This window comes from Streptomyces sp. YKOK-I1, assembly GCF_054660435.1.
The window spans coordinates 1,604,232-1,623,734 of the sequence record NZ_BAAGDR010000001.1 but is presented as its reverse complement, the minus strand read 5'-3'; the positions used below and the strand labels follow the sequence as shown (position 1 = coordinate 1,623,734).

Below are 19,503 nucleotides of genomic sequence, written 5' to 3'. Positions count from 1 at the left end.
CCGGCCTCAGCGCACCGGGAAGCCGAAGGAGTAGCCCTGCTCCTGGAGCCAGGGCAGGATCCGGCGCAGCGCCTCGACGGTCTGGGAGCGGTCGCCGCCCGCGTCGTGGAAGAGGATGGTCGGCCCGTTGGGCAGCTCCTGCTCGACGGTGGTGACGATGGCGTCGGCTCCGGGGCGCTCGAAGTCCTTGGAGTCCACGTTCCAGCCCAGCGGGCGCATGCCGCGGGAGGCGGCGAGCCCCCGACTGTACGGGGTGAAGGCCCCGCCGGGCGCCCGGTAGTACATCGGCCGGACGCCCCCGGACGCCTTGGTGATCATCCGCTCGGCGTCGAGTATCTGCTGCGACTGGTAGGCCTCGGACTTCTTGTCCATGGTGGTGTCGTGCGACACCGAGTGGTCGCACAGCCGGTGCCCGGCCGCGACCACCTCCTTCACCAGGTCCGGGTGGGCCTGCGCCTGCGTGCCCACCATGCAGAACGTGGCCTTCACCCCGTACTCCTTCAGCACGTCGAGGACCTGCGGGGTCCACTCGGGGTCGGGCCCGTCGTCGATGGTGATGTTGACGCCCCGCGCCCCCTTGTCCGAGGCGTGCGCGATGGTCACGTCCACCGGCTTGACGGCGGTGCCCGGCTTGGCGGAGCTCTCCGCCCGGGAGGACCCGGCACCCGCGGCACCGGCCTGCGCGGTCCACACCGAGACGCCGGTGGCCAGCACCGTCACCCCGAGCGCCGCCCCCAGCACCTTGCCGTACCAGCCCCGCCCGCTGTGCCGCGCCATGTCCGCCCACTTTCCCGCAGTTCCCCGGCGACCCTCGGCCGCGTTCCGATCACCTGGCAGGACGAGGAGCGGGGGCCGCGGGATCCCTTCGTTACGGATCACGGACAATTCCGGGGGAGTTCCCGGACAACTCGGCGGGCGGCGAACGGATTTCCGGGCGGATCGAGCCGGGCGCGCCGACACGGCAGCGCTCTCCGGCATCCCCGACGGCGGCTGAGGGCACCCGTGGCGGTCGGAGGACGGCGGTGCCCCGATCGGCCGCGCCACCCGTGCACCGGTGGCTACTCCTCGTACACTATCATCACACTCCGTGATGACAGGGGTGTGGTGTGTCCGAATCGATGGTCTGACCGCTGCCGCCCTGGAGGCGATTCATGGCATCTGTGCCGCGTCGTGGAGTACTGAAGGGCCTGCCGCTCGCGGCCGGGGCGGCCATCGCGGGGAGGGCGACGGGCGCACACGCCGACGCCCTCCCCACGACGCGTACGGCCGCCGGAACCCCCTTTCCGCAGCCCGCGACCCGGACCGTCCGGCCCCGCCCGCGCCGGCTGGAGACCCGGCTGACGGTCGGGTTCACCGAGCAGCGGCTGCCCGGCGTCGGCACCGTGCTCACCCGCACCTACGACGGCTCCCTGCCGGGACCGACCCTGCGGGTGCGCCCCGGCGACTCCCTGCACATCACGCACGTCAACGCGCTCCCGCCGAACCCCGCGCCGGCCCACCACGACTCCGGCATGAACGTCCCGCACGGCTTCAACACCTTCAACCTGCATCTGCACGGCATGCATGTCGCCCCCACGGGCGAGGCGGACAACGTCTTCCGCTCCTTCGAGCCCGCCGCCACCTCCCAGAAGGCCGCCACCAGCTGGCGCAGCGTCGTCGACATCCCCCTCAACCACCCGGCCGGCACGTTCTGGTACCACCCGCACCACCACGGTTCCACCGCGACCCAGCTGCTGAACGGCCTGGCCGGAGTGATCATCGTGGAGGGCGACATCGACGCGGTGCCCGAGGTCGCGGCGGCCAAGGACATCGTCGTCTGCATCAACGAACTGAAGGTGTCCGGCGGCAAGGTGCCCGACCTGACCGCGCAGACCACCTACGAGGACATCGCCTCGACCTTCCTCGTCAACGGCGCGGCCAACCCCACCCTGACCATCGCCCCGGGCGAGGTCCAGCGCTGGCGGATCGTCAACGCCGGGGCGCTCACCACGCTCTATCTGACCCTGGACGGCCAGCAGACGCACCAGATCGCCGCCGACGGCATCACCTTCACCAAGCCCGTCCCCGTCACCGCCCTCCAGCTCCCGGTCGGCGGCCGGGCCGACCTGCTGGTCCGCGGCGGCGAGCCCGGCACCTACCGGCTCACCGCGGGCGGGGTGCGCCAGCCGCTGATGACCCTCAAGGTCACCGGCACCCCCCGCACGATGGCCCTGCCCAGCCGGCTGCCCGGCCGGCCCACCAGCCTGCCGGAACCCACCCGCAGGCGCTCACTGATCTTCCGCAGCTACGAGAACGTCTTCTCCGGGGACTTCCGCAACGCCTACCGCATCCTGGGCGACGGGGAGACCCCGCCCAGCGACCTCCGGGCCGCGCGGACCGACCCCCAGTGGGGCCGCTTCCGGCCCGACTACGTCAATCACCGTGTGCGCCTCGGCCAGGTCGAGGAGTGGACCGTCTCCAACGACTCCCACCGCCACGCCCACCACCCCCTCCATCTGCACACCAACCACTTCCTCGTCACCGAGATCAACCACCGCCCGCTGGCCACCCCCGTCTGGCACGACACCGTGGGTCTCCCGCCGCACGGGTCGATCACCTTCCGGCTGCGCGCCGAGGACTTCACCGGCCGCGCGATGGTGCACTGCCACCAGTCCCAGCACGAGGACGAGGGCATGATGCAGATCGTCGAGTACGTGCGCTGACGGCACGAAGGCGGCTCCCGGCCGGGGTGGCCGGGAGCCGTGCGGGGGCCGGGGCCGGGGCTACTCGACCTTGACCCAGTCGAGCGTGCGCTCCACCGCCCGCTTCCAGCCCTCGTAGCCCTCCGCGCGCTGTTCCTCCGACCACCGCGGCTCCCAGCGCTTGGACTCCTGCCAGTGGGTGCGCAGTTCGTCCTGGCTCTGCCAGAAACCGGTGGCGAGGCCCGCCGCGTAGGCGGCGCCGAGCGCGGTGGTCTCGGCGACCACCGGACGGCTCACGGGCACGCCGAGCACATCGGCCTGGATCTGCATGCACAGGTCGTTCGCCGTGATCCCGCCGTCCACCTTCAGGACGTCGAGATGGACCCCGGAGTCCTGCTCCATGGCCTCGACGACATCGCGGCTCTGGTAGCAGATGGCCTCCAGGGTCGCCCGGGCCAGATGCTCGTTGGTGTTGTAGCGGGCGAGCCCGACGATCGCGCCGCGGGCGTCGGAGCGCCAGTACGGCGCGAACAGACCGGAGAACGCGGGGACGAAGTACATGCCGCCGTTGTCCTCGACGGCCCGGGCCAGCGTCTCGCTCTCCGGCGCGCTGGCGATGATCTTCATCTGGTCGCGCAGCCACTGCACCGCGGAACCGGTCACCGCGATCGAGCCCTCCAGGGCGTAGATCGCCGGGCTGTCCTGGAACTGGTAGGCCACCGTGGTGAGCAGTCCGTTCTGCGAACGCACCAGCTCGGTACCGGTGTTGAGCACCAGGAAGTTGCCGGTGCCGTAGGTGTTCTTCGCCTCGCCCGGCGCGTAGCAGACCTGGCCGACGGTGGCCGCCTGCTGGTCGCCGAGCACACCGGCGATGGGGATGGCCTCGCGCAGCGGACGGGAGGTCCGGGTGGTCCCGAACGCCTCCGCGTGCGAGGAGGGATTGATCTTCGGCAGCATCGCCCGGGGGATGTTGAAGAACCCGAGCAGTTCGTCGTCCCAGTCGAGGGTCTCGAGGTCCATCAGCATGGTCCGGCTGGCATTGGTCACATCGGTGGCGTGGATGCCGCCGTCGGGACCGCCGGTCAGGTTCCACAGGACCCAGGCGTCGGTGTTGCCGAAGATGGCGTTGCCCTGCTCGGCCGCCTCACGCACGCCGTCGACGTTCTCCAGGATCCACTGGATCTTCCCGCCGGAGAAGTACGTCGCCGGCGGCAGCCCCGCCTTGCGGCGGATGACGTCGCCCTTGCCCTCGCGTTCCAGGGCGGCGGCGATGGAGTCGGTGCGGGTGTCCTGCCAGACGATGGCGTTGTAGTACGGCCGTCCGTTGCGCGGGTCCCACACCACGGTGGTCTCGCGCTGGTTGGTGATGCCGATCGCCGCCAGGTCGGTCGGGGACAGGTTCCCGTGCCGCAGGGCGTTCTGGATCACGGAGTTGGTGCGCTCCCAGATCTCCACCGGGTCGTGCTCGACCCATCCCGCCTTGGGGAGGATCTGTTCGTGCTCCAGCTGGTGCTTCGCCACCTCGTTGCCGTTGTGGTCGAAGATCATGAAACGGGAACTGGTGGTGCCTTGGTCCACCGCTCCCACGAAGTCCGCCATGGGATGCCGCCTCTTTCGTCGGGGGTGTCAGTCCTCGGGGGCCGGGATACGACCGGGAGGCTCCGCCTCGGCCGTGGGCAGGAACCGGCCGACGAAGACCTTGTACAGGAACGCGCCGAGCAGACCGCCGATCAGCGGACCGACGATCGGCACCCAGAAGTACAAGTTGTCGTACTGATCTCTCCAGGCTGTGCCGTACCCCGTGATGAAGCTCGCGAGTCTGGGGCCGAAGTCACGTGCCGGGTTGATCGCGTACCCCGCGAGGGTGCCCCACGCCATGCCGATGCCCACGACGACGAGGCCGACGATGAACGGGGCCAGATTGGCGCCGGGGGGATTGTTCAGCAGGTCCGTGACGGCCAGGATCAGCAGCAGCAGAATGGCGGTGCCGATGACCTGGTCGCGGAACGCGCCCCACTCGTGGACCGGCAGATTGGGGTTGCCGTTGGCCGGGAGGGTGGAGAACACGCCCTGGGACTTGATGGTGTGGCCCGGGTCGTACTTCGCGAGCGCGTCGGTGTAGTTCCAGCGCACGATGAGGGCCGCGACGAACGCGCCGGCCGTCTGGGCCACGACGTAGGGCGCCACCTTCTTCCAGGGGAACCCTTTGAACGTGGCGAGGGCGACCGTCACCGCGGGGTTGAGATGCGCGCCGCTCAGCCGTCCGGCGACGTAGACGCCCATGGTGACGCCGATGCCCCATGCCCAGGCGATGCTGTCGTGGTTGCCCAGCCCGCCCGGGGGTGTCGTCAGTCCTCCGCCGGCCACGACCTGGGCCACCACGCCGCAGCCGAAGAGGATGAGAACCATGGTTCCGGCGAATTCGGCCGACACCTCGCCGACCAGTGCCGATCTTTTCAGCCGCTCAGCCATAGCAGCTCGATTCCCGCCGGCCTCAGGACCGGCCGTAGATTGCCCCGAGTCCTCACGAGATCAGAATAGGACGATCAAGCACTTACCGCACATACAGAATATTTATCTGCGGTGGATGGGGCGGATGCGCGCTGGCCGTTTCCCGTCGGTCCGCCGGGGATTCGGTGCAGAAAGTTTGGTTGAATTCTGTAGTTATCAGGGAGAGGAACGGCGCGTGAGTGAACCGACTGGTCTGGTCTGCCCCGAATGCGGTGCGCCGAGGGCGGCGGACGGCAGTCCGTCCTGCTCCTGCGCCCGCCGCGCTGCCGAGGCCCACCTGGAGACCCGGGCGGCGGAGGCGGCGGCCGCCGAGGACTTCGACCCCCTGCGGATACGTCCCTTCGCGGAACCGGCGGTCGCGGCGGAGGGCACCGGGGACTTAGCCGGGCCGATCACCCCGGCCGGCGCCGGCACCGCACCCGAGCCCGTGGCGGAAGAGACCGAGGCGACGGAAGAGGATGAGGAGGCTGAAGAGGCTGAAGGGGTGGAAGCGGCGGCCGGAGAGCGGTGGCGGCCCCGGCGGCTGGTGCAGCTCAGCGGGGTCGGGGCGGCCGCCGCGGTGCTGGTGACGGGCGGCGCGATCGCCGCGCTGTTCAGCTACCAGAGCCCCGCACGCAAGGACGCGGGCCCCGACGACATCCGGGCGAGCGTCCCGGCCGGAGCCACCGTGACCGGTACGGCCACCGCCGGACCGTCCGCCACGGCGTCCCCCACGCAGACCTCCGCGAGCCCGACCGCGTCACCGGGCGAGACCGCCTCCGAGAGCGCCTCCGCCCCCTCCGGGTCCGCCGAGCCGACGGTGTCCCCGACCGGCACCGGCGCCACCTCCACCGCGGCCCCCGCGCCCAGCCCGTCCGGCGGGCAGGCCCCCGTGCTCCGCCCCGGCGACAGCGGACCCGAGGTCACCGAACTCCAGCTCCGGCTGACCCAGGCCGGTTTCTACGACGGTGACGCCGACGGCCGGTACGGCAGCGAGGTCGAGAGCGCCGTCCGCAGCTACCAGCTCGCCCGGCTCGTCCTCACGGACGAGTCGGGCGTCTACGGGAAGGCGACCAGGGCCGCCCTGGAGTCCGAGACCTCGGAGCCCTGAGCGGCCCTACGGCCTCGGAGCCCTGAGCCGGTCTACTCGCCCGAGGGCGCCGGCAGGGAGACGCCGAGGGCCACCGGCGTGCCGAAGTCCGGCGTGCCGTCGGCGTTCCAGGTGAACTTCTGCGCCCGGGTCGTCCGGTTCATGTCGCAGCCGCCGCTCGCCGAGGAGTTGGCGTGGTAGACCATCCAGTCCTCGGTCCCGTCGGGCGACTTGAAGAAGCCGTTGTGGCCGGGGCCGTACACTCCGTTGGCGTTGGACCGCTGGAAGACCGGATTCGGCGACTTGACCCAGGACGAGGAGCTGAGCGGGTCGCCGCCGTTGTAGGTGAGCATGCCCAGCTTGTAGTCGGGGGTGGAGCAGTGGCTCGCCGAGTACACGATGAAGGTCTTCCCGCCGTGCTGGAGGACCTCCGCCCCCTCGTTGACCGCGCCGCCGACCGTCTCCCAGCCGTAGGTCGGGGTGGACAGCACCCGGCGGGTGCCGCTCGCGGTCCACGGGTTCGACAGCGGCCGGATGAACATCGGCTGCGAGCCGTTGTAGAAGGTGCCGAGCAGATAGAGGTTCCCGTTCAGCTGGAGGATGCTCGGGTCCAGCTCCCAGGTGTTGTCCTGGGTGGGGTCGAGCAGATCGGCCTTGAAGCTGTAGGGCCCCATCGGGTCGAGCCCGGCGCTCTCCAGCACATGGATCCGCTGGGTGCCGAGGTCGTACGGCTCCCGTCCGGCCGTGTAGTAGAAGTACCAGCGCTTGCCGTTCGGCCCGTCGAGCAGATGGAACTCCGGCGCCCACATCGTGCCCGCCCCGTTGGGCCGGGTGAGAGTGAAGATCACCTGGTCGGTGGCGGTGGCGAGGCCCGCCAGGGTGCTGGCCTTGCGCATGGTCACCGTGGAGTTCCAGGTGGTCGTGGCCAGGTAGTAGAAGCCGTCGTAGTACGTCAGCCAGGGGTCGGGCCCGTGCTGGGAGAGCGGGTTGGTGTAGGTCCCCGCGCTCGTGCCGCCGGAGGTGAAGCCGGGCAGCCGCCACACCCTGCCGCCCGTGGACGAGCACGGCAGCTGCACGAGGTTGGTGTTCGACGCGGACGAACCGCCGCTCGGCGCCACGCACTTGCCGGAGCCGACGGAGACCAGGTTGAAGGTCCTGTCCGTCCCGGAGACGGTGACGGGGACGAGCCGCCACTGCTGGTTCGTCGCGCCGTGGCAGGGCCACTGGATGATCGCCGCGTTGTCCGCGGTGGACGCCCCGTAGACGTCCACGCACTGACCAGACCGGGTGGTGACCGTGTATGTGTCGCTCGTCCCGGCCACCGGTGTGTAGCCGAAGTTCTGGTCGGCGCCCGAGGAACAGGCGAAGGCCCGCAGCTGGGCTCCCGCGGTCGTCGAACCACCGGGCAGATCGAGGCAGTTGCCGCCGTTCTGGTTGACCCCCGTCGAGGTGAAGGAGACGGCGGCGGACGCGGGCGGCGCCACGAGGAAGGCCACCGCCAGGGTGAACAGCGCGAGCAGCGCGCACAGGCATCTGGACCGGGTCACGGGCTGTACACCTTCGCTTCGAGGAGGCCGACGGAGTTGGAGCCGTTGCTCGTGAGCAGCACCCGTAGGCGCGTGGTGCTGGTGGCGGTGAAGGTGACGCTGTCGTACTGGTTCCTCGCCAGCGGATAGCCGCTCGCGCCGGGCACGTCGACGTACGAACTGCCGTTCCAGTACTGGAGTTTCCAGGAGGCCGGCATGTCGATTCCCTGGTCGTCGTCGAAGAAGTACACCTCGGCCCGGTTGACGGTCCTGGCGGTCGGCCAGGTCAGTTCGGCCCACTGCTGTCCCGTCTCCGGCCAGGTGCCCCAGCGCGGGTTGGCGGTGTCGTTGGAGGAGGGCGGGTCGATGCCGTCGTTGACGGCCGTCACGGTCTCCCAGGGCGAGGTGTACGACGCCGAGGCGGTCGCGGACGTGGCCTGGTTGGCGGGTGGCTGGACCCCGCCCCGGTCGAACACCTTGACCTCGGTGAGCCCCGTTCGCGCCCCGGAGGCGTGGGTGGCGAGGACCCTGATCCGCTGGGCGGTGACCGCCGGGAACGTCACCAGGTTGTAGTTGCCCCGGGGGGCCGCCGGACTCCTGGTCTGGCTCGGCACGTCCGTCCAGGAACCGCCGTTGTCGTACTGGATGGTGTACGCGGAGGGCGCCCGGTAGGTCGTACTCGCCGGGCGGCTGTCCTTGAAGTACAGCCGGACCTCGTTGAGCCGGCGTGCGGTGCCGAGGCTCACCTCGTACCAGTCCTGGGCGGCCGAGCCGCCCGCGCCCCAGAAGGGCTCGTTGGTCGGATAGCCGTCGACCGCTCCGGAGGCGGTGGCGCCGGAGCCGGTGGAGGAGGCGGAGACGGTCGCCCCGGCCGCCAGGTTGGCGGGATCGCCGGTCAGGTCGACGCCCGCCTTGGCGAGCATGTCGGTCATCCGGGCGCTGTCCTGCACGACCTGGTTGGGCGCCTGGAGGCCGGGGACGGCGGTGTGGAAGGAGACCGTGCCGCTCGTCGTCACCTCACCCGTGGCCGGGTCCCAGGTGAACGGCACCAGGGAGTTCACGGTCGCCGCCCGGCTGCCGTTGACGTAGATGGAGTAACCCTCCGGGACGCCGGGGTAGCGCACGATGCCGTCGGAGGGGTCGTCCCAGACGATCGACAGATCGGCGTTGCGGTAGCGCAGGTTGTTGACCGTGAAGTGGCTCCAGCCGATGTCGATCGGGGAGAGCTCCACCTTCGCGTCGTTGCGCGGCCGGAGCCCCGCCGCGTCCTCGATCACCGTCCAGTTGCTGCTGCCCAGGATGTTGTGGTGGATCCAGGAGCGGTAGGTGATCGCGCTGCCGTTCCAGTCGGCCCAGAACTCGTTGGCGTCCGGCCAGGCGGTGTTGCCGCCGACGTACTGCGCCCAGGTGTTCCAGTACAGCAGCTTCTTGTAGTCGGTCGCCGTCATCCAGGAGTTGGGGTAGTTGCGCAGCACCGAGGAGTACAGCCGGAACTGGACCGTGGAGTTGATGGTGGAGAAGTTGTTGGAACCGGGTTCGCCCGCGTCGGCCGCCGCCTTCTTGTCGACCTGGTTGGCGGTGTAGAAGGGGAACACCGGGTACTGGGCCGGGTCGTCGTACAGCCGCAGCGCCTGCCGGTAGGTGGCCGTGTTGGGGACCGCGCCGACCGAGAACGGGTAGTAGTTGTTGATCTCCTTCCAGGGCACCCATTCATTGGTCGACTTGAGCCGGTGCTCGAACAGCTGGCGGTTCGGGTTCCACAGGACGTTGACGATCGCGTCCTTGATCTGGCCCGCGAGCGTGCGCATCTCGGTCGCCTTGGCCGTGTTGCCGGCCGCGTCGTAGGCCTGGGCGGCGGCGAGCGCCCCGCTGTACTGGTAGGCGGACTCGGCGCGGTCCATGTTCCCGGGCTTCCAGTGGAAGGAGACGGCGTCGGCGTCGTTGCCGGTCAGCGCGCCCCAGTCGTACTCGATGAGCTTGTTGTCGTCGTGGTCGTAGTACGCCAGCTGCCCCTTGACGTCCCCCTCGGCGTAGTGGGCCAGACTGCCCGCGACGGCCGGCTGGCCGCCGTGGATCTGGTAGCTGCGCCAGGCCGCCTCGGCGATGTACTGGGTGTAGCTGTTGGACCAGTTCTCCGGGTCGCCCGGGTTGTCGAGGAACCGTCCGCCCTTGGAGACCTGGCCGACGCTCAGCCAGTCCCCGTACGCGTAGGACGGATCGCGCAGGTACTTCAGGTCGTCGATGTGCATCGGCTGGGTCAGCGCGATCGCGTTGTTGTAGCCGAGGACGCCCTCGGTGGAGGTCGGGAACTGGAAGGTCTGCCCGGGGATGTCGGCGTCGAGGTTGTTGAAGCGCATCAGCCACCAGCGGTAGTAGATGTTCTTCTTGATCGCCGGTTCCGGTACGTCGATGTAGGGCACGTTCTTCGCCCACCACAGGTTGTAGGCCCGCACATGGGTGGCGAAGGCGGTCGCGGCCGAGTAGCCCGCGTAGGCGTTGTACTCCGTGAGTGACTGCGGGATCTCGTCGGTGACGAAGCCCATCACCAGCTTGGCGGTGACGGTGGCCCCGGCGGCGACGGTGACGGAGCGGTTCAGGCCGCCGCTGGACACCGTGAACCCGTCGCCGGTCAGCCGGGGGCGGATCGTGGTGAGGTTGTTGTACGCGTTCACCTGCCCGGTCAGTTCGCTCCCCGAGCCCGACGTGGCGTACGGCGAGGTCGCCCGCAGTTGGAGCGTGGTGGAGGCGCTGCCGTTGTTCTTGATCGACAGGTTGGTCACGGCCACGTTGTTCTCGGTGATGAACTTGGTCTGGGTGACCGCGACCGAGCCGCTGGTGTGCACGCTCTGCCAGTTGCTGGGTGCCTGGCGGCGCTGCGCGACCTGCTCGGTGAAGGTGCCCGGGGTGATCGCGACGGTGTAGGCGTTGTTGTCGCTGATGCTCTCCCAGTAGGCGACATGGCCGCCGAAGCCCAGCACCGAGGGGTCGTGGGTCTTCATGAACAGCGCACGCCCCCGGCTCATCAGCCAGGGCCCGGCCGGGTCGTCACCGCTGCGGGCCAGCAGCCGGTCCATCCAGAAGTCGGTGCCGGAGCTCTCCGCGTCGTAGATGCTCCGCATCATGTCGCCCGGGGTGTACGCCACGGGCGGGGCGGGGATCGCGGGCCCGCTGAAGGTGGGGAACCCGATGGTCTGCGCGGCATGCGCCGACGGAGCGACGAGAAGCGAACAGAAGGTCAGTAACAGAGCGACGAGCAGGGCGTGCGGTCTTCTCATCGAAGGCTCCCTGGGCGGGGTGACGAGAGGCACGGAAAAGGGACCTGAAAGGTTTTCGGGCACCGTAGGAGCGTGCTGAGGGCATGTCAAGACAGTGCGGTGCGGCGGCGGTCGGGGGACGGCGCGGTTCAGGACAGCGGGGCCGTGGAGCCACGGATGACCACCCGGCAGCGCAGCGTCTCCACCCCGGAGCGCCGGGCCCCGCCGATCGCCCCCGACAGGGCCTGCGCGGCGGCCCGCCCGACCTGCTCCAGGTTCATGTCGACGCTCGTCAGCGGCGGACGGGAGGCGGCGGTCAGGACCTGCCAGTCGTCGAAGCCCATGACCGCCACGTCCTCCGGCACCCGGTGCCCGCGCTCCCGCAGCACGTCCATCACGCCCCGCGCTATCTGGTCACTGCCGCACAGCACCGCGTCGACCTCGGGGTGCCGGTCCAGCAGCAGCGCGGTGGCCGCCCGCCCCCACCCCTCCGACCAGGCGCCGAAGCGTGCCTCGCCGACGAGGGCGAGACCGGCGCCGGCGAGCGCCGCCGCGGCGCCCTCGGCCCGGTCGTGGGCCGCGGCGTACCCGGGGTCGCCGGTGATGTGCGCGATCCGGGTCCGGCCGCAGGCCAGCAGATGCTCCACCGCGATCCGCCCGGCGTCCACGTTGTCCGGGACGATCGACAGATCCTGCGGGTCGTCCGACGGCGCGTACGCGTAGACCACCGGAACGGGCAGCTCGCGGCCGAGCGAGGGGCGGGGATCGGTCCGGCTGCCCACCACGATCAGCCCGTCGACCCGCCGTCCGAGCAGCGCCCGGACATGGTGCTGCTCACGGATCGCGTCGCCGCGGGCGTCACAGAGGAACACCGCGACCTCGCCCGCGCCGAAGGCGTCCTCCGCGCCCATCAGGATCGGGATGCTGAACCGGCCCTCCAGGTCGCTGGTGAGCAGACCGACCGTGCCGGAGCGTCCCACGAGCAGTCCGCGGGCGAGCTGGTTGGGCCGGAACGACAGCCGCTCGGCCGCCTCGATCACCCGCTGCCGGGTCTCGGCGCGCACCTGGCTGCGGCCGTTGAGGGCCTTGGACGCGGTGGCGACGGAGACGCCCGCCAGCCGGGCGACATCGCTCAGGGTGGCGGGATGCGAACGGGCGGAGCCGGCAGCCGGTGTCATGCGTAAACGGTACGCGAGAAGTTTCGGCGCGACCCCGAAACCCGTTGCGGACGGGGGGATTGACGACACGTCAGCCCGGTTCTAGCTTTCAGAAAGCCTTTTCGGTTCATTTCTGTCGCGCATCTGTCGCGCATCTGTCGCGGATCCGTCGAGGGGGAACGTCATGGGGAGTACGACCCGATCACGTGGACGGACGAGCCGGCTCGTCACCGGTGCCCTCGCGCTCCTCGCCGCCACGAGCCTGGTCACGGCGTGCGGCTCGGGGGACGGCAACGGCTCCCGCGGCAACGGGACGGCCGACGCCAAGGGCCTCGACGACGGCAGCAAGCTGACGATGTGGACCCGGGCCGCGACCCGGCCGCAGAGCGAGGCGCTGGTCGAGGCCTACAACGCGGGCCACCGGAACAAGATCGAGCTGACCGTCGTCCCCACCGACGACTACCAGGCCAAGGTCGGCGCCGCGGCCGGCTCCCACGACCTACCCGACCTGTTCGCCTCCGACGTGGTGTTCGTCCCCAACTACACCTCCAGCGGACTCTTCGCCGACCTCACCGACCGCATCGACGCGCTGCCCTTCGCCGATCAGCTGGCCCAGTCGCACATCAAGGCCGGGACGTACGACGGCAAGAAGTACGTCGTCCCCCACACCCTCGATCTGTCGGTGCTGTTCTACAACAAGGACCTCTACCGCAAGGCGAAGCTCGACCCGGAGAAGCCGCCCACCACGCTCGCCGAGTGGGACGCGCAGGCACGGGCCGTGGACGCCCTCGGCTCAGGCGTCGACGGCACGTTCTTCGGGGGCAACTGCGGCGGCTGCGGCGTCTTCACCTGGTGGCCATCGATCTGGGCGGCCGGTGCGGAGGTCCTCGACAAGGACGGCACCGCGGCCGACCTCGACTCCGCCACCGCGCGGAAGGTCTACGACACCTACCGGGGCTGGGTCCGCGACGACATCGTCGCCCCCGGCGCCAAGGACGAGACCGGCACCACCTGGACCGGCGTCTTCCCCAAGGGAAAGGTCGGCATCATGCCCATGCCGTCCACCACCCTGGGCCTGATGCCCAAGGGCCTCGACCTCGGCGTCGCCCCCATCCCCGGACCCGACGGCGGGAAGTCCACCTTCGTCGGCGGCGACGCCGTCGGCATCTCCGCCACCAGCGACAAGGCCGACCAGGCCTGGAACTTCCTCGCCTGGTCCCTCGGCGAGGAGGCCCAGGTCGACGTGGTCGCCGCCCACAAGGACGTGGTCGCCCGCACCGACCTCGCCGCCAACAAGTACTCCTCCGCCGACCCCCGCCAGGTCACCGTCAACCAGCTCGTCGCCGACGGCCGCACCCCCTACGCGCTGAAGTTCGGCCAGACCTTCAACGACCCCAACGGGCCCTGGCTGACCCTCATGCGCGACGCCGTGTTCGGCGACGGCGGATCCCTCGAGAAGGACAACGAGGCCGTCACCGCCTCGCTGGCCGACTGACCGTCGCCGACCGACCCGGAGGACAGCATGCAGAGGTCCCGCACCCTCCAGGGACTCGGCTACGCGGCCCCCACCGCCCTGTTCGTCACCGTCTTCTTCCTGCTGCCCCTGCTGCTCGTGGGACAGATGTCCCTCAGCGACTGGCCGCTCCTCGCCGGCGACCGGGGCACCAACGCCCCCGAGAACTACACCGACGTCACCGACGGCACCCTCTTCTGGCCCGCCGTCCGCTTCACCCTCCTCTACACCGCCCTCGTCACCGTCGTCCTCCTCGGCCTCGCCCTCCTCCTCGCCCTCCTCGTCCAGGAGTCCCGCCCCGGCGCCGGCTTCTACCGCACGGTCTACTTCCTCCCCGGCGCCCTGGGCCTGGCCTCCGCCTCCCTCCTCTTCTGGGGCCTGTACAGCCCCACCACCGGACCCCTCAGCCGCCTCCCGCAGCACCTCGGACTCGCCGACGACCCGGTGTCCTTCCTCGGCACCCCCACCTCCGCCCTGCTGTCCACGGTGTTCCTCGTCGTCTGGAAGTTCGCCGGCTTCTACATGCTGATCCTGCTCGTGGGCCTCCAGCGCATCCCCCACGAGGTGTACGAGGCCGCCCGCATGGACGGGGCGAGCCGGGCCCAGACCTTCCGCTCGATCACCCTGCCTCTCCTGCGCCCGTCCCTCGCGCTGTCCCTCCTGCTCTGTGTCACCGGATCCCTGCTCGCCTTCGACCAGTTCTTCGTCCTCACCAAGGGCGGACCGGACAACAGCACCGTCACCGTCGTGCAGCTGATCTACCGGGAGGCCTTCCAGCGGATGGACCTCGGCACCGCGGCCGCCCTCTCGATCCTCGTGCTCGGCGCGCTGCTCCTGCTCAACGCCCTGCAGTTCCGCGGTCTGCGCCACACCGACGAAACCTGAGGAGGTACCCCCCGGTGCCCACCCGCGCCCTCGGCCGGATGCCCCACCACGTCCTCGCCGGAGGTCTCGCCGTCGTCTTCCTCTTCCCCCTGCTGTGGAACGCCTGGGCCTCGGTCAGCCCCCAGCCCGGCACGGCCCAGGAGTCCGGCCACGGCCTCGGCAACTACCGCACCCTGCTGGAGTACGACGCCGGCCTCGGGCGGTACCTCCTCAACAGCACGGTCGTCTCCGCCCTCACCGTCGCCCTGACCGTGAGCGTCTCCCTGCTGGGCGGCTACGCCTTCGCCCGCTTCACCTTCCCCGGCAGGAACCTGCTGTTCCTGCTGACCCTGGCCGTCCTCATGGTCCCGTACGCCACCCTGCTCATCCCGCTCTACGTGCTGCTCGGCCGACTCCATCTGCAGAACTCGCTGATCGGGCTCAGCCTGGTCCTCACCCTGTTCCAACTGCCGTTCGCCACCTTCATGATGCGGATCTCCTTCGAGGCGGTCCCGCGCGAACTGGAGGAGTCCGCGCTCGTCGACGGCTGCGGCACCGCGGGCGCGCTGCGCCGGGTGCTGCTCCCGGCGGTGCGACCGGGCCTGATCACCGTGGGGCTCTTCGCGTTCCTCGCGGCCTGGAACGACTTCATCGCACCGCTGATCCTCATCTCGGACAGCGCGAAGGCGCCCCTGCCGCTGGCCGTCGCCACCCTGCGCCAGCAGAGCATGGGCGCCGTCGACTACGGGGCCACCGAGGCGGGCGTGGTGGTCCTCGCCGTCCCCTGTCTGCTGCTCTTCCTGCTGCTGCAACGCCACTACGTACGGGGCTTCATGTCGGGCGCGCTGAAGGGATGATGGCGTGAAGGAGAACACCAAGGGGTCCGCCGTCCTGCCGGTGGCGCCGAGCCGGGGACGGCTGCGGCCGCTCGGCCTCGACGAGGTCCGGATCACCGGCGGATTCTGGGCCCGGCGCCGGCACGTCAACGCCACCGCCACCCTGGACCACTGCCGGGACTGGATGGAACGCGTCGGCTGGACCGGCAACTTCACCGCCGCCGTCGAGGGCCGGCTCCACCGGGACCGGCGCGGCCGGGAGTTCGCCGACTCCGACGTCTACAAGCTCCTCGAAGCCATGTCCTGGGAGACGGCCCACCAGGGCGACCCGGCCCTCGAAGCGGCGATCGCCGCCGCCCAGGAACCGGACGGCTATCTCAACACCGCCTTCGGCCGCCCCGGCCAGCAGCCCCGCTACAGCGACCTCGAATGGGGCCACGAGCTGTACTGCTACGGGCACTTGATCCAGGCAGGCGTGGCCCAGACCCGGGCGAGGGGCGAGGGCGAGCTGGCGAAGACCGCCCGCCGGGCCGCCGACCACGTCTGCGCCACCTTCGGCAGGGGCGGCGTCGAACGGGTCTGCGGACACCCGGTGATCGAGACCGCCCTGGTCGAACTGGCCAGGCTCACCGGCGAGCAGCGCTATCTCGACCAGGCCGCCCTGTTCGTCGACCGCAGGGGCCACGGCACCCTCGCCGACGGCGAGTTCGGCCGCGCCTACTGCCAGGACGACCTGCCGGTGCGGGAGGCCCGTGTGCTGCGCGGCCATGCCGTGCGCGCCCTGTACCTCGCCGCCGGAGCGGTCGACGTGGCCGTGGAGACCGGGGACGACGACCTGCTCGCCGCCGTCGTACGGCAGTGGGAGGCCACCGTCGCCCGGCGCACGTACCTCACCGGCGGGATGGGTTCCCACCACCGCGACGAGTCCTTCGGCGACGACTTCGTCCTGCCGCCCGACCGCGCCTACTCGGAGACCTGCGCCGGGGTGGCCTCCGTCCAGCTGAGCTGGCGGCTGCTGCTCGCCACCGGGGAGCCCCGGTTCGCCGACCTGGCGGAGCGGACCCTGTACAACGTCGTCGCCACCTGCCCCGCCGAGGACGGCCGGGCCTTCTTCTACGCCAACACCCTGCACCGGCGCCGCCGGGGCACCGCACCGGCGAAGGACGCCGAGAGCCCGCGCGCCGAGTCGAGCCTCAGGGCCCCCTGGTTCGCGGTGTCCTGCTGCCCGACGAACGTGTCCCGCACCCTGGCCGCGCTGCCCGCCTATCTGGCCACGACCGACGACCGCGGCCTCCAGCTCCACCAGTACGCCGACGCGGAGATCTCCACCGGCGGCGTAGGGCTGCGGATCCGCACCGGCTACCCCTCGGACGGCGGCGTCACCGTACGGATCGACCGGGCCCCCGACCACCCGTGGACCCTGTCGCTGCGGGTGCCCGACTGGGCGCACGGCGACACGGCCCGGCTGGTCGACCCGGACGGCGCCGCTCGCGAGGTCGCCCCGGGAACGGCCCGGGTGACCCGGCTCTTCCGCCCCGGCGACGAGATACGGCTCGACCTGCCCGTCCGACCCCGCTGGATCGTGGGCGACGCGCGCGTGGACGCGATCCGCGGCACGGTCGCCGTGCAGCGCGGGCCGCGGGTGTACTGCGCGGAGTCCGTCGACCTGACGGGTGATCAGGACGTCGACGCGATCCGGGTGGACCCGTCCGTCCCGCCCCGGGACGGCGGGGGCGACACCGTCGTGGCCGACGGAGCGACCACCAGCCCGGTGGACGGGACCTGGCCGTACGCGCCGCTCGACGCGCCCGCCGAACCCCCCGCCGCCGAGCGCACCGGAATCGTCCTCGTCCCCTACCACTCCTGGGCGAACCGCGGTCCCTCGACCATGCGCGTGTGGCTGCCGAGCGCCCCCTGACCCCAGCCGACCGTCGGACCCGATCGGAGCCCCCCATGTCCCGACCCCCCACACGCCGACGCCTGTTGGGCATCGCCGCCGGCACGGCCGCGGCCGCCCCCCTCGTCTCCCTGGCGACCCCCGCCCCCGGAGCCGCCGCGGCCACGGCATCCGCTCCCGCACCGGCCACCTGGGCCGTGCAGCCCTTCCCGCTGGACCAGGTCGCGCTCGGCGACGGGGTGTTCCGCCGCAAGCGCGACCTCATGCTCGAATACGCCCGCTCCTACCCCGCCGACCGCATCCTGGCCGTCTTCCGGGCCAACGCCGGTCTCGACACCCGCGGCGCCCGGCCGCCCGGCGGCTGGGAGACCTCCGACGGCAATCTGCGCGGCCACTTCGCGGGCCACTTCCTCACCCTCCTCGCCCAGGCGTACGCCGACACCCGGGAGGCCGCGCTCAAGTCCAAGCTCGACCACCTGATCGGCGCGCTGGAGGCCTGCCGGCAGGCCTTCGCCGAGCACGGCTCGCCCGGGCCCAGCCACCCCGGCTATCTGGCGGCGTACCCGGAGACCCAGTTCGTCCTGCTGGAGAGCTACACGACCTACCCCACCATCTGGGCGCCGTACTACACCTGCCACAAGATCCTGCGCGGGCTGCTCGACGCCCACACCCTGGCCGGGAACGCCCAGGCGCTCACCCTCGCCTCGGGGCTGGGCGACTGGGTGCACAGCAGGCTCGCCCGGCTGCCCACGGCACAACTGGAACGGATGTGGTCGATCTACATCGCCGGGGAGTACGGCGGGATGAACGAGGTGCTGGCGGACCTGTACGCCCTCACCGGCCGGGCCGAACACCTCACCGCCGCCCGCTGCTTCGACAACACCGCGCTGCTGGACGCCTGCGCCGAGGACCGCGACCTCCTCGACGGCCGCCACGCCAACCAGCACATCCCCCAGTTCACGGGCTACCTGAGGATGTTCGACCACACGGGAGAGGCCCGGTACGCCGAAGCGGCCCGGCACTTCTGGCGGATGGTCGTGGGGCCCCGGACGTACAGCCTGGGCGGCACGGGCCAGGGCGAGATGTTCCGCGCCCGGAACGCCGTCGCGGCCACCCTGGGCGACAACAACGCCGAGACCTGCGCGACGTACAACCTGCTGAAGCTGAGCCGGCAGCTGTTCTTCCGCGAACCGGACCCGGCCTACATGGACCACTACGAACGCGGCCTGACCAACCACATCCTCGCCTCACGCGGTGACGCCCGCAGCACGAGCAGCCCGGAGGTCACCTACTTCGTGGGGATGGGCCCGGGGGTGGTGCGGGAGTACGACAACACCGGGACCTGCTGCGGCGGCACCGGCATGGAGAACCACACCAAGTACCAGGACTCGGTCTACTTCCGCTCCGCCGACGGCGGCACCCTGTACGTCGACCTCCCCCTCGCCGCCACCCTGCGCTGGCCCGAGCGCGGGTTCGTCGTCGAGCAGAGCAGCGCCTTTCCGGCGGAGGGGGTGCGCACCCTGACGTTCCGGGAGGGCGCCGGACCGCTCGATCTGCGGCTGCGGATCCCGTCCTGGGCGACGACCGGGGTGACCGTCACCGTCAACGGGGTCCCGCACCCGGCCCCGGCCGTACCGGGCACGCATCTCTCCGTCAGCCGGACCTGGCGGCCCGGCGACCGGGTGGAGATCTCCACCCCCTACCGCCTGCGGATCGAACGGACCCCGGACGATCCCACCGTCCAGTCGGTGTTCCACGGGCCGGTCCTGCTGGTCGCCCAGAGCCCGGCCCAGGGGTTCCGGGCGTTCTCCTTCTACAAGGACTTCACCCTCCAGGGCGATCTCACCGCCGCGATCAGGCCCGAGGGCCGGCCGCAGTACTTCACCACCCACGGTCTGACCCTCGCCCCGTTCTTCGTCGCGGACTCCACCCCCTACCACGCCTACTTCCGGCGCTCCGAACCCGTCGTGGTGTTCGGCACGGCCGACTCCGGCGTCCCCAACCGGGCCCGCGGGGACGGGCTGACCTTCCTCGACGTCCTCTGGGCGGGGGCGCCCTTCGCGTCGCAGGCCCGTTTCCTGGACGCGGTGCGGGCGCTCGCCGACGGCTGGCTGGCCGAGGGCCGCCTCACCCGGGCCGAACGGGACGCGGTGGTCGCCGCCGCGGTCCGGGCGAACCTGCGGCGCTGAGGGCCG

13 protein-coding genes are annotated in these 19,503 nt (G+C 71.0%); 7 read left to right on the top strand and 6 right to left on the bottom strand.

Annotation, left to right across the window (positions count from 1 at the left end; genetic code table 11):
- Window positions 1-6 precede the first annotated feature (6 nt).
- Entirely contained in the window at window positions 7-777 is a 771-nt protein-coding gene (locus ACYQ8Q_RS06610) for a polysaccharide deacetylase family protein (RefSeq protein WP_460062737.1), read from the bottom strand.
- Window positions 778-1,151: 374 nt separating this feature from the next.
- On the opposite strand from ACYQ8Q_RS06610, the gene ACYQ8Q_RS06605 reads away from it, so the two are divergent.
- Window positions 1,152-2,702 carry a multicopper oxidase family protein gene (locus ACYQ8Q_RS06605; RefSeq protein WP_460062736.1) on the top strand — a complete coding sequence of 517 codons (1,551 nt, stop codon included), beginning with the start codon at window positions 1,152-1,154 and terminating at the stop codon, window positions 2,700-2,702.
- Between the two features lie 60 nt (window positions 2,703-2,762).
- Here ACYQ8Q_RS06605 and glpK read toward each other — a convergent pair whose 3' ends face one another.
- Complete coding sequence (glpK, locus tag ACYQ8Q_RS06600) at window positions 2,763-4,280, bottom strand: glycerol kinase GlpK (protein ID WP_460062734.1); 1,518 nt, start codon at window positions 4,278-4,280, stop codon at window positions 2,763-2,765.
- A gap of 27 nt (window positions 4,281-4,307) precedes the next feature.
- Window positions 4,308-5,153: an MIP/aquaporin family protein gene (locus ACYQ8Q_RS06595; protein ID WP_460062733.1), complete on the bottom strand. Its 846-nt coding sequence runs from the start codon at window positions 5,151-5,153 to the stop codon at window positions 4,308-4,310.
- Window positions 5,154-5,367: 214 nt separating this feature from the next.
- Here ACYQ8Q_RS06595 and ACYQ8Q_RS06590 point away from each other — a divergent pair, with 214 nt between their 5' ends.
- Window positions 5,368-6,282 carry a peptidoglycan-binding domain-containing protein gene (locus tag ACYQ8Q_RS06590; RefSeq protein ID WP_460062731.1) on the top strand — a complete coding sequence of 305 codons (915 nt, stop codon included), beginning with the start codon at window positions 5,368-5,370 and terminating at the stop codon, window positions 6,280-6,282.
- Between the two features lie 32 nt (window positions 6,283-6,314).
- Here the strand turns inward: ACYQ8Q_RS06590 and ACYQ8Q_RS06585 are convergent, their stop codons facing one another.
- The 3 genes from ACYQ8Q_RS06585 to ACYQ8Q_RS06575 all read right to left on the bottom strand — a co-directional run bounded on the left by ACYQ8Q_RS06585 (window position 6,315) and on the right by ACYQ8Q_RS06575 (window position 12,219).
- Window positions 6,315-7,808, bottom strand: coding sequence for a family 43 glycosylhydrolase (locus ACYQ8Q_RS06585; protein ID WP_460062730.1), 1,494 nt, complete (start codon window positions 7,806-7,808; stop codon window positions 6,315-6,317).
- Entirely contained in the window at window positions 7,805-11,062 is a 3,258-nt protein-coding gene (locus ACYQ8Q_RS06580) for a discoidin domain-containing protein (RefSeq protein WP_460062728.1), read from the bottom strand. The genes ACYQ8Q_RS06585 and ACYQ8Q_RS06580 overlap by 4 nt, the downstream gene beginning before the upstream one ends.
- Window positions 11,063-11,190: 128 nt before the next feature.
- Window positions 11,191-12,219 (bottom strand): LacI family DNA-binding transcriptional regulator, encoded by a 1,029-nt coding sequence (locus ACYQ8Q_RS06575; RefSeq protein ID WP_460062726.1) that lies wholly within the window; start codon window positions 12,217-12,219, stop codon window positions 11,191-11,193.
- Window positions 12,220-12,382: 163 nt separating this feature from the next.
- Between ACYQ8Q_RS06575 and ACYQ8Q_RS06570 the strand changes: the two genes are divergently transcribed.
- The 5 genes from ACYQ8Q_RS06570 to ACYQ8Q_RS06550 are packed head-to-tail and all read left to right on the top strand — an operon-like array spanning window position 12,383 to window position 19,497.
- Window positions 12,383-13,693 carry an ABC transporter substrate-binding protein gene (locus ACYQ8Q_RS06570; RefSeq protein WP_460062725.1) on the top strand — a complete coding sequence of 437 codons (1,311 nt, stop codon included), beginning with the start codon at window positions 12,383-12,385 and terminating at the stop codon, window positions 13,691-13,693.
- A 27-nt stretch (window positions 13,694-13,720) separates the two neighbouring features.
- A complete protein-coding gene (locus ACYQ8Q_RS06565) occupies window positions 13,721-14,596 on the top strand; it encodes a carbohydrate ABC transporter permease (protein ID WP_460062723.1) in 876 nt (291 codons plus the stop codon).
- A gap of 14 nt (window positions 14,597-14,610) precedes the next feature.
- Entirely contained in the window at window positions 14,611-15,432 is an 822-nt protein-coding gene (locus tag ACYQ8Q_RS06560; RefSeq protein WP_460062721.1) for a carbohydrate ABC transporter permease, read from the top strand.
- A 4-nt stretch (window positions 15,433-15,436) separates the two neighbouring features.
- Entirely contained in the window at window positions 15,437-17,329 is a 1,893-nt protein-coding gene (locus ACYQ8Q_RS06555; protein WP_460062720.1) for a glycoside hydrolase family 127 protein, read from the top strand.
- A 35-nt stretch (window positions 17,330-17,364) separates the two neighbouring features.
- The gene (locus tag ACYQ8Q_RS06550; protein ID WP_460062718.1) at window positions 17,365-19,497 is read left to right on the top strand and encodes a glycoside hydrolase family 127 protein; all 2,133 of its coding nucleotides are present in this window, start codon (window positions 17,365-17,367) and stop codon (window positions 19,495-19,497) included.
- The last annotated feature ends 6 nt before the right edge of the window (window positions 19,498-19,503 follow it).

What these genes read in the sequence shown, in the direction of transcription:
- ACYQ8Q_RS06610 (WP_460062737.1), bottom strand. Translation starts at nt 777, where the DNA reads ATGGCGCGGCACAGCGGGCGGGGCTGGTACGGCAAGGTGCTGGGGGCG.
- ACYQ8Q_RS06570 (WP_460062725.1), top strand. Translation starts at nt 12,383, where the DNA reads ATGGGGAGTACGACCCGATCACGTGGACGGACGAGCCGGCTCGTCACC.
- ACYQ8Q_RS06550 (WP_460062718.1), top strand. Translation starts at nt 17,365, where the DNA reads ATGTCCCGACCCCCCACACGCCGACGCCTGTTGGGCATCGCCGCCGGC.
- glpK (WP_460062734.1), bottom strand. Translation starts at nt 4,280, where the DNA reads ATGGCGGACTTCGTGGGAGCGGTGGACCAAGGCACCACCAGTTCCCGT.
- ACYQ8Q_RS06580 (WP_460062728.1), bottom strand. Translation starts at nt 11,062, where the DNA reads ATGAGAAGACCGCACGCCCTGCTCGTCGCTCTGTTACTGACCTTCTGT.
- ACYQ8Q_RS06595 (WP_460062733.1), bottom strand. Translation starts at nt 5,153, where the DNA reads ATGGCTGAGCGGCTGAAAAGATCGGCACTGGTCGGCGAGGTGTCGGCC.
- ACYQ8Q_RS06605 (WP_460062736.1), top strand. Translation starts at nt 1,152, where the DNA reads ATGGCATCTGTGCCGCGTCGTGGAGTACTGAAGGGCCTGCCGCTCGCG.
- ACYQ8Q_RS06575 (WP_460062726.1), bottom strand. Translation starts at nt 12,219, where the DNA reads ATGACACCGGCTGCCGGCTCCGCCCGTTCGCATCCCGCCACCCTGAGC.
- ACYQ8Q_RS06565 (WP_460062723.1), top strand. Translation starts at nt 13,721, where the DNA reads ATGCAGAGGTCCCGCACCCTCCAGGGACTCGGCTACGCGGCCCCCACC.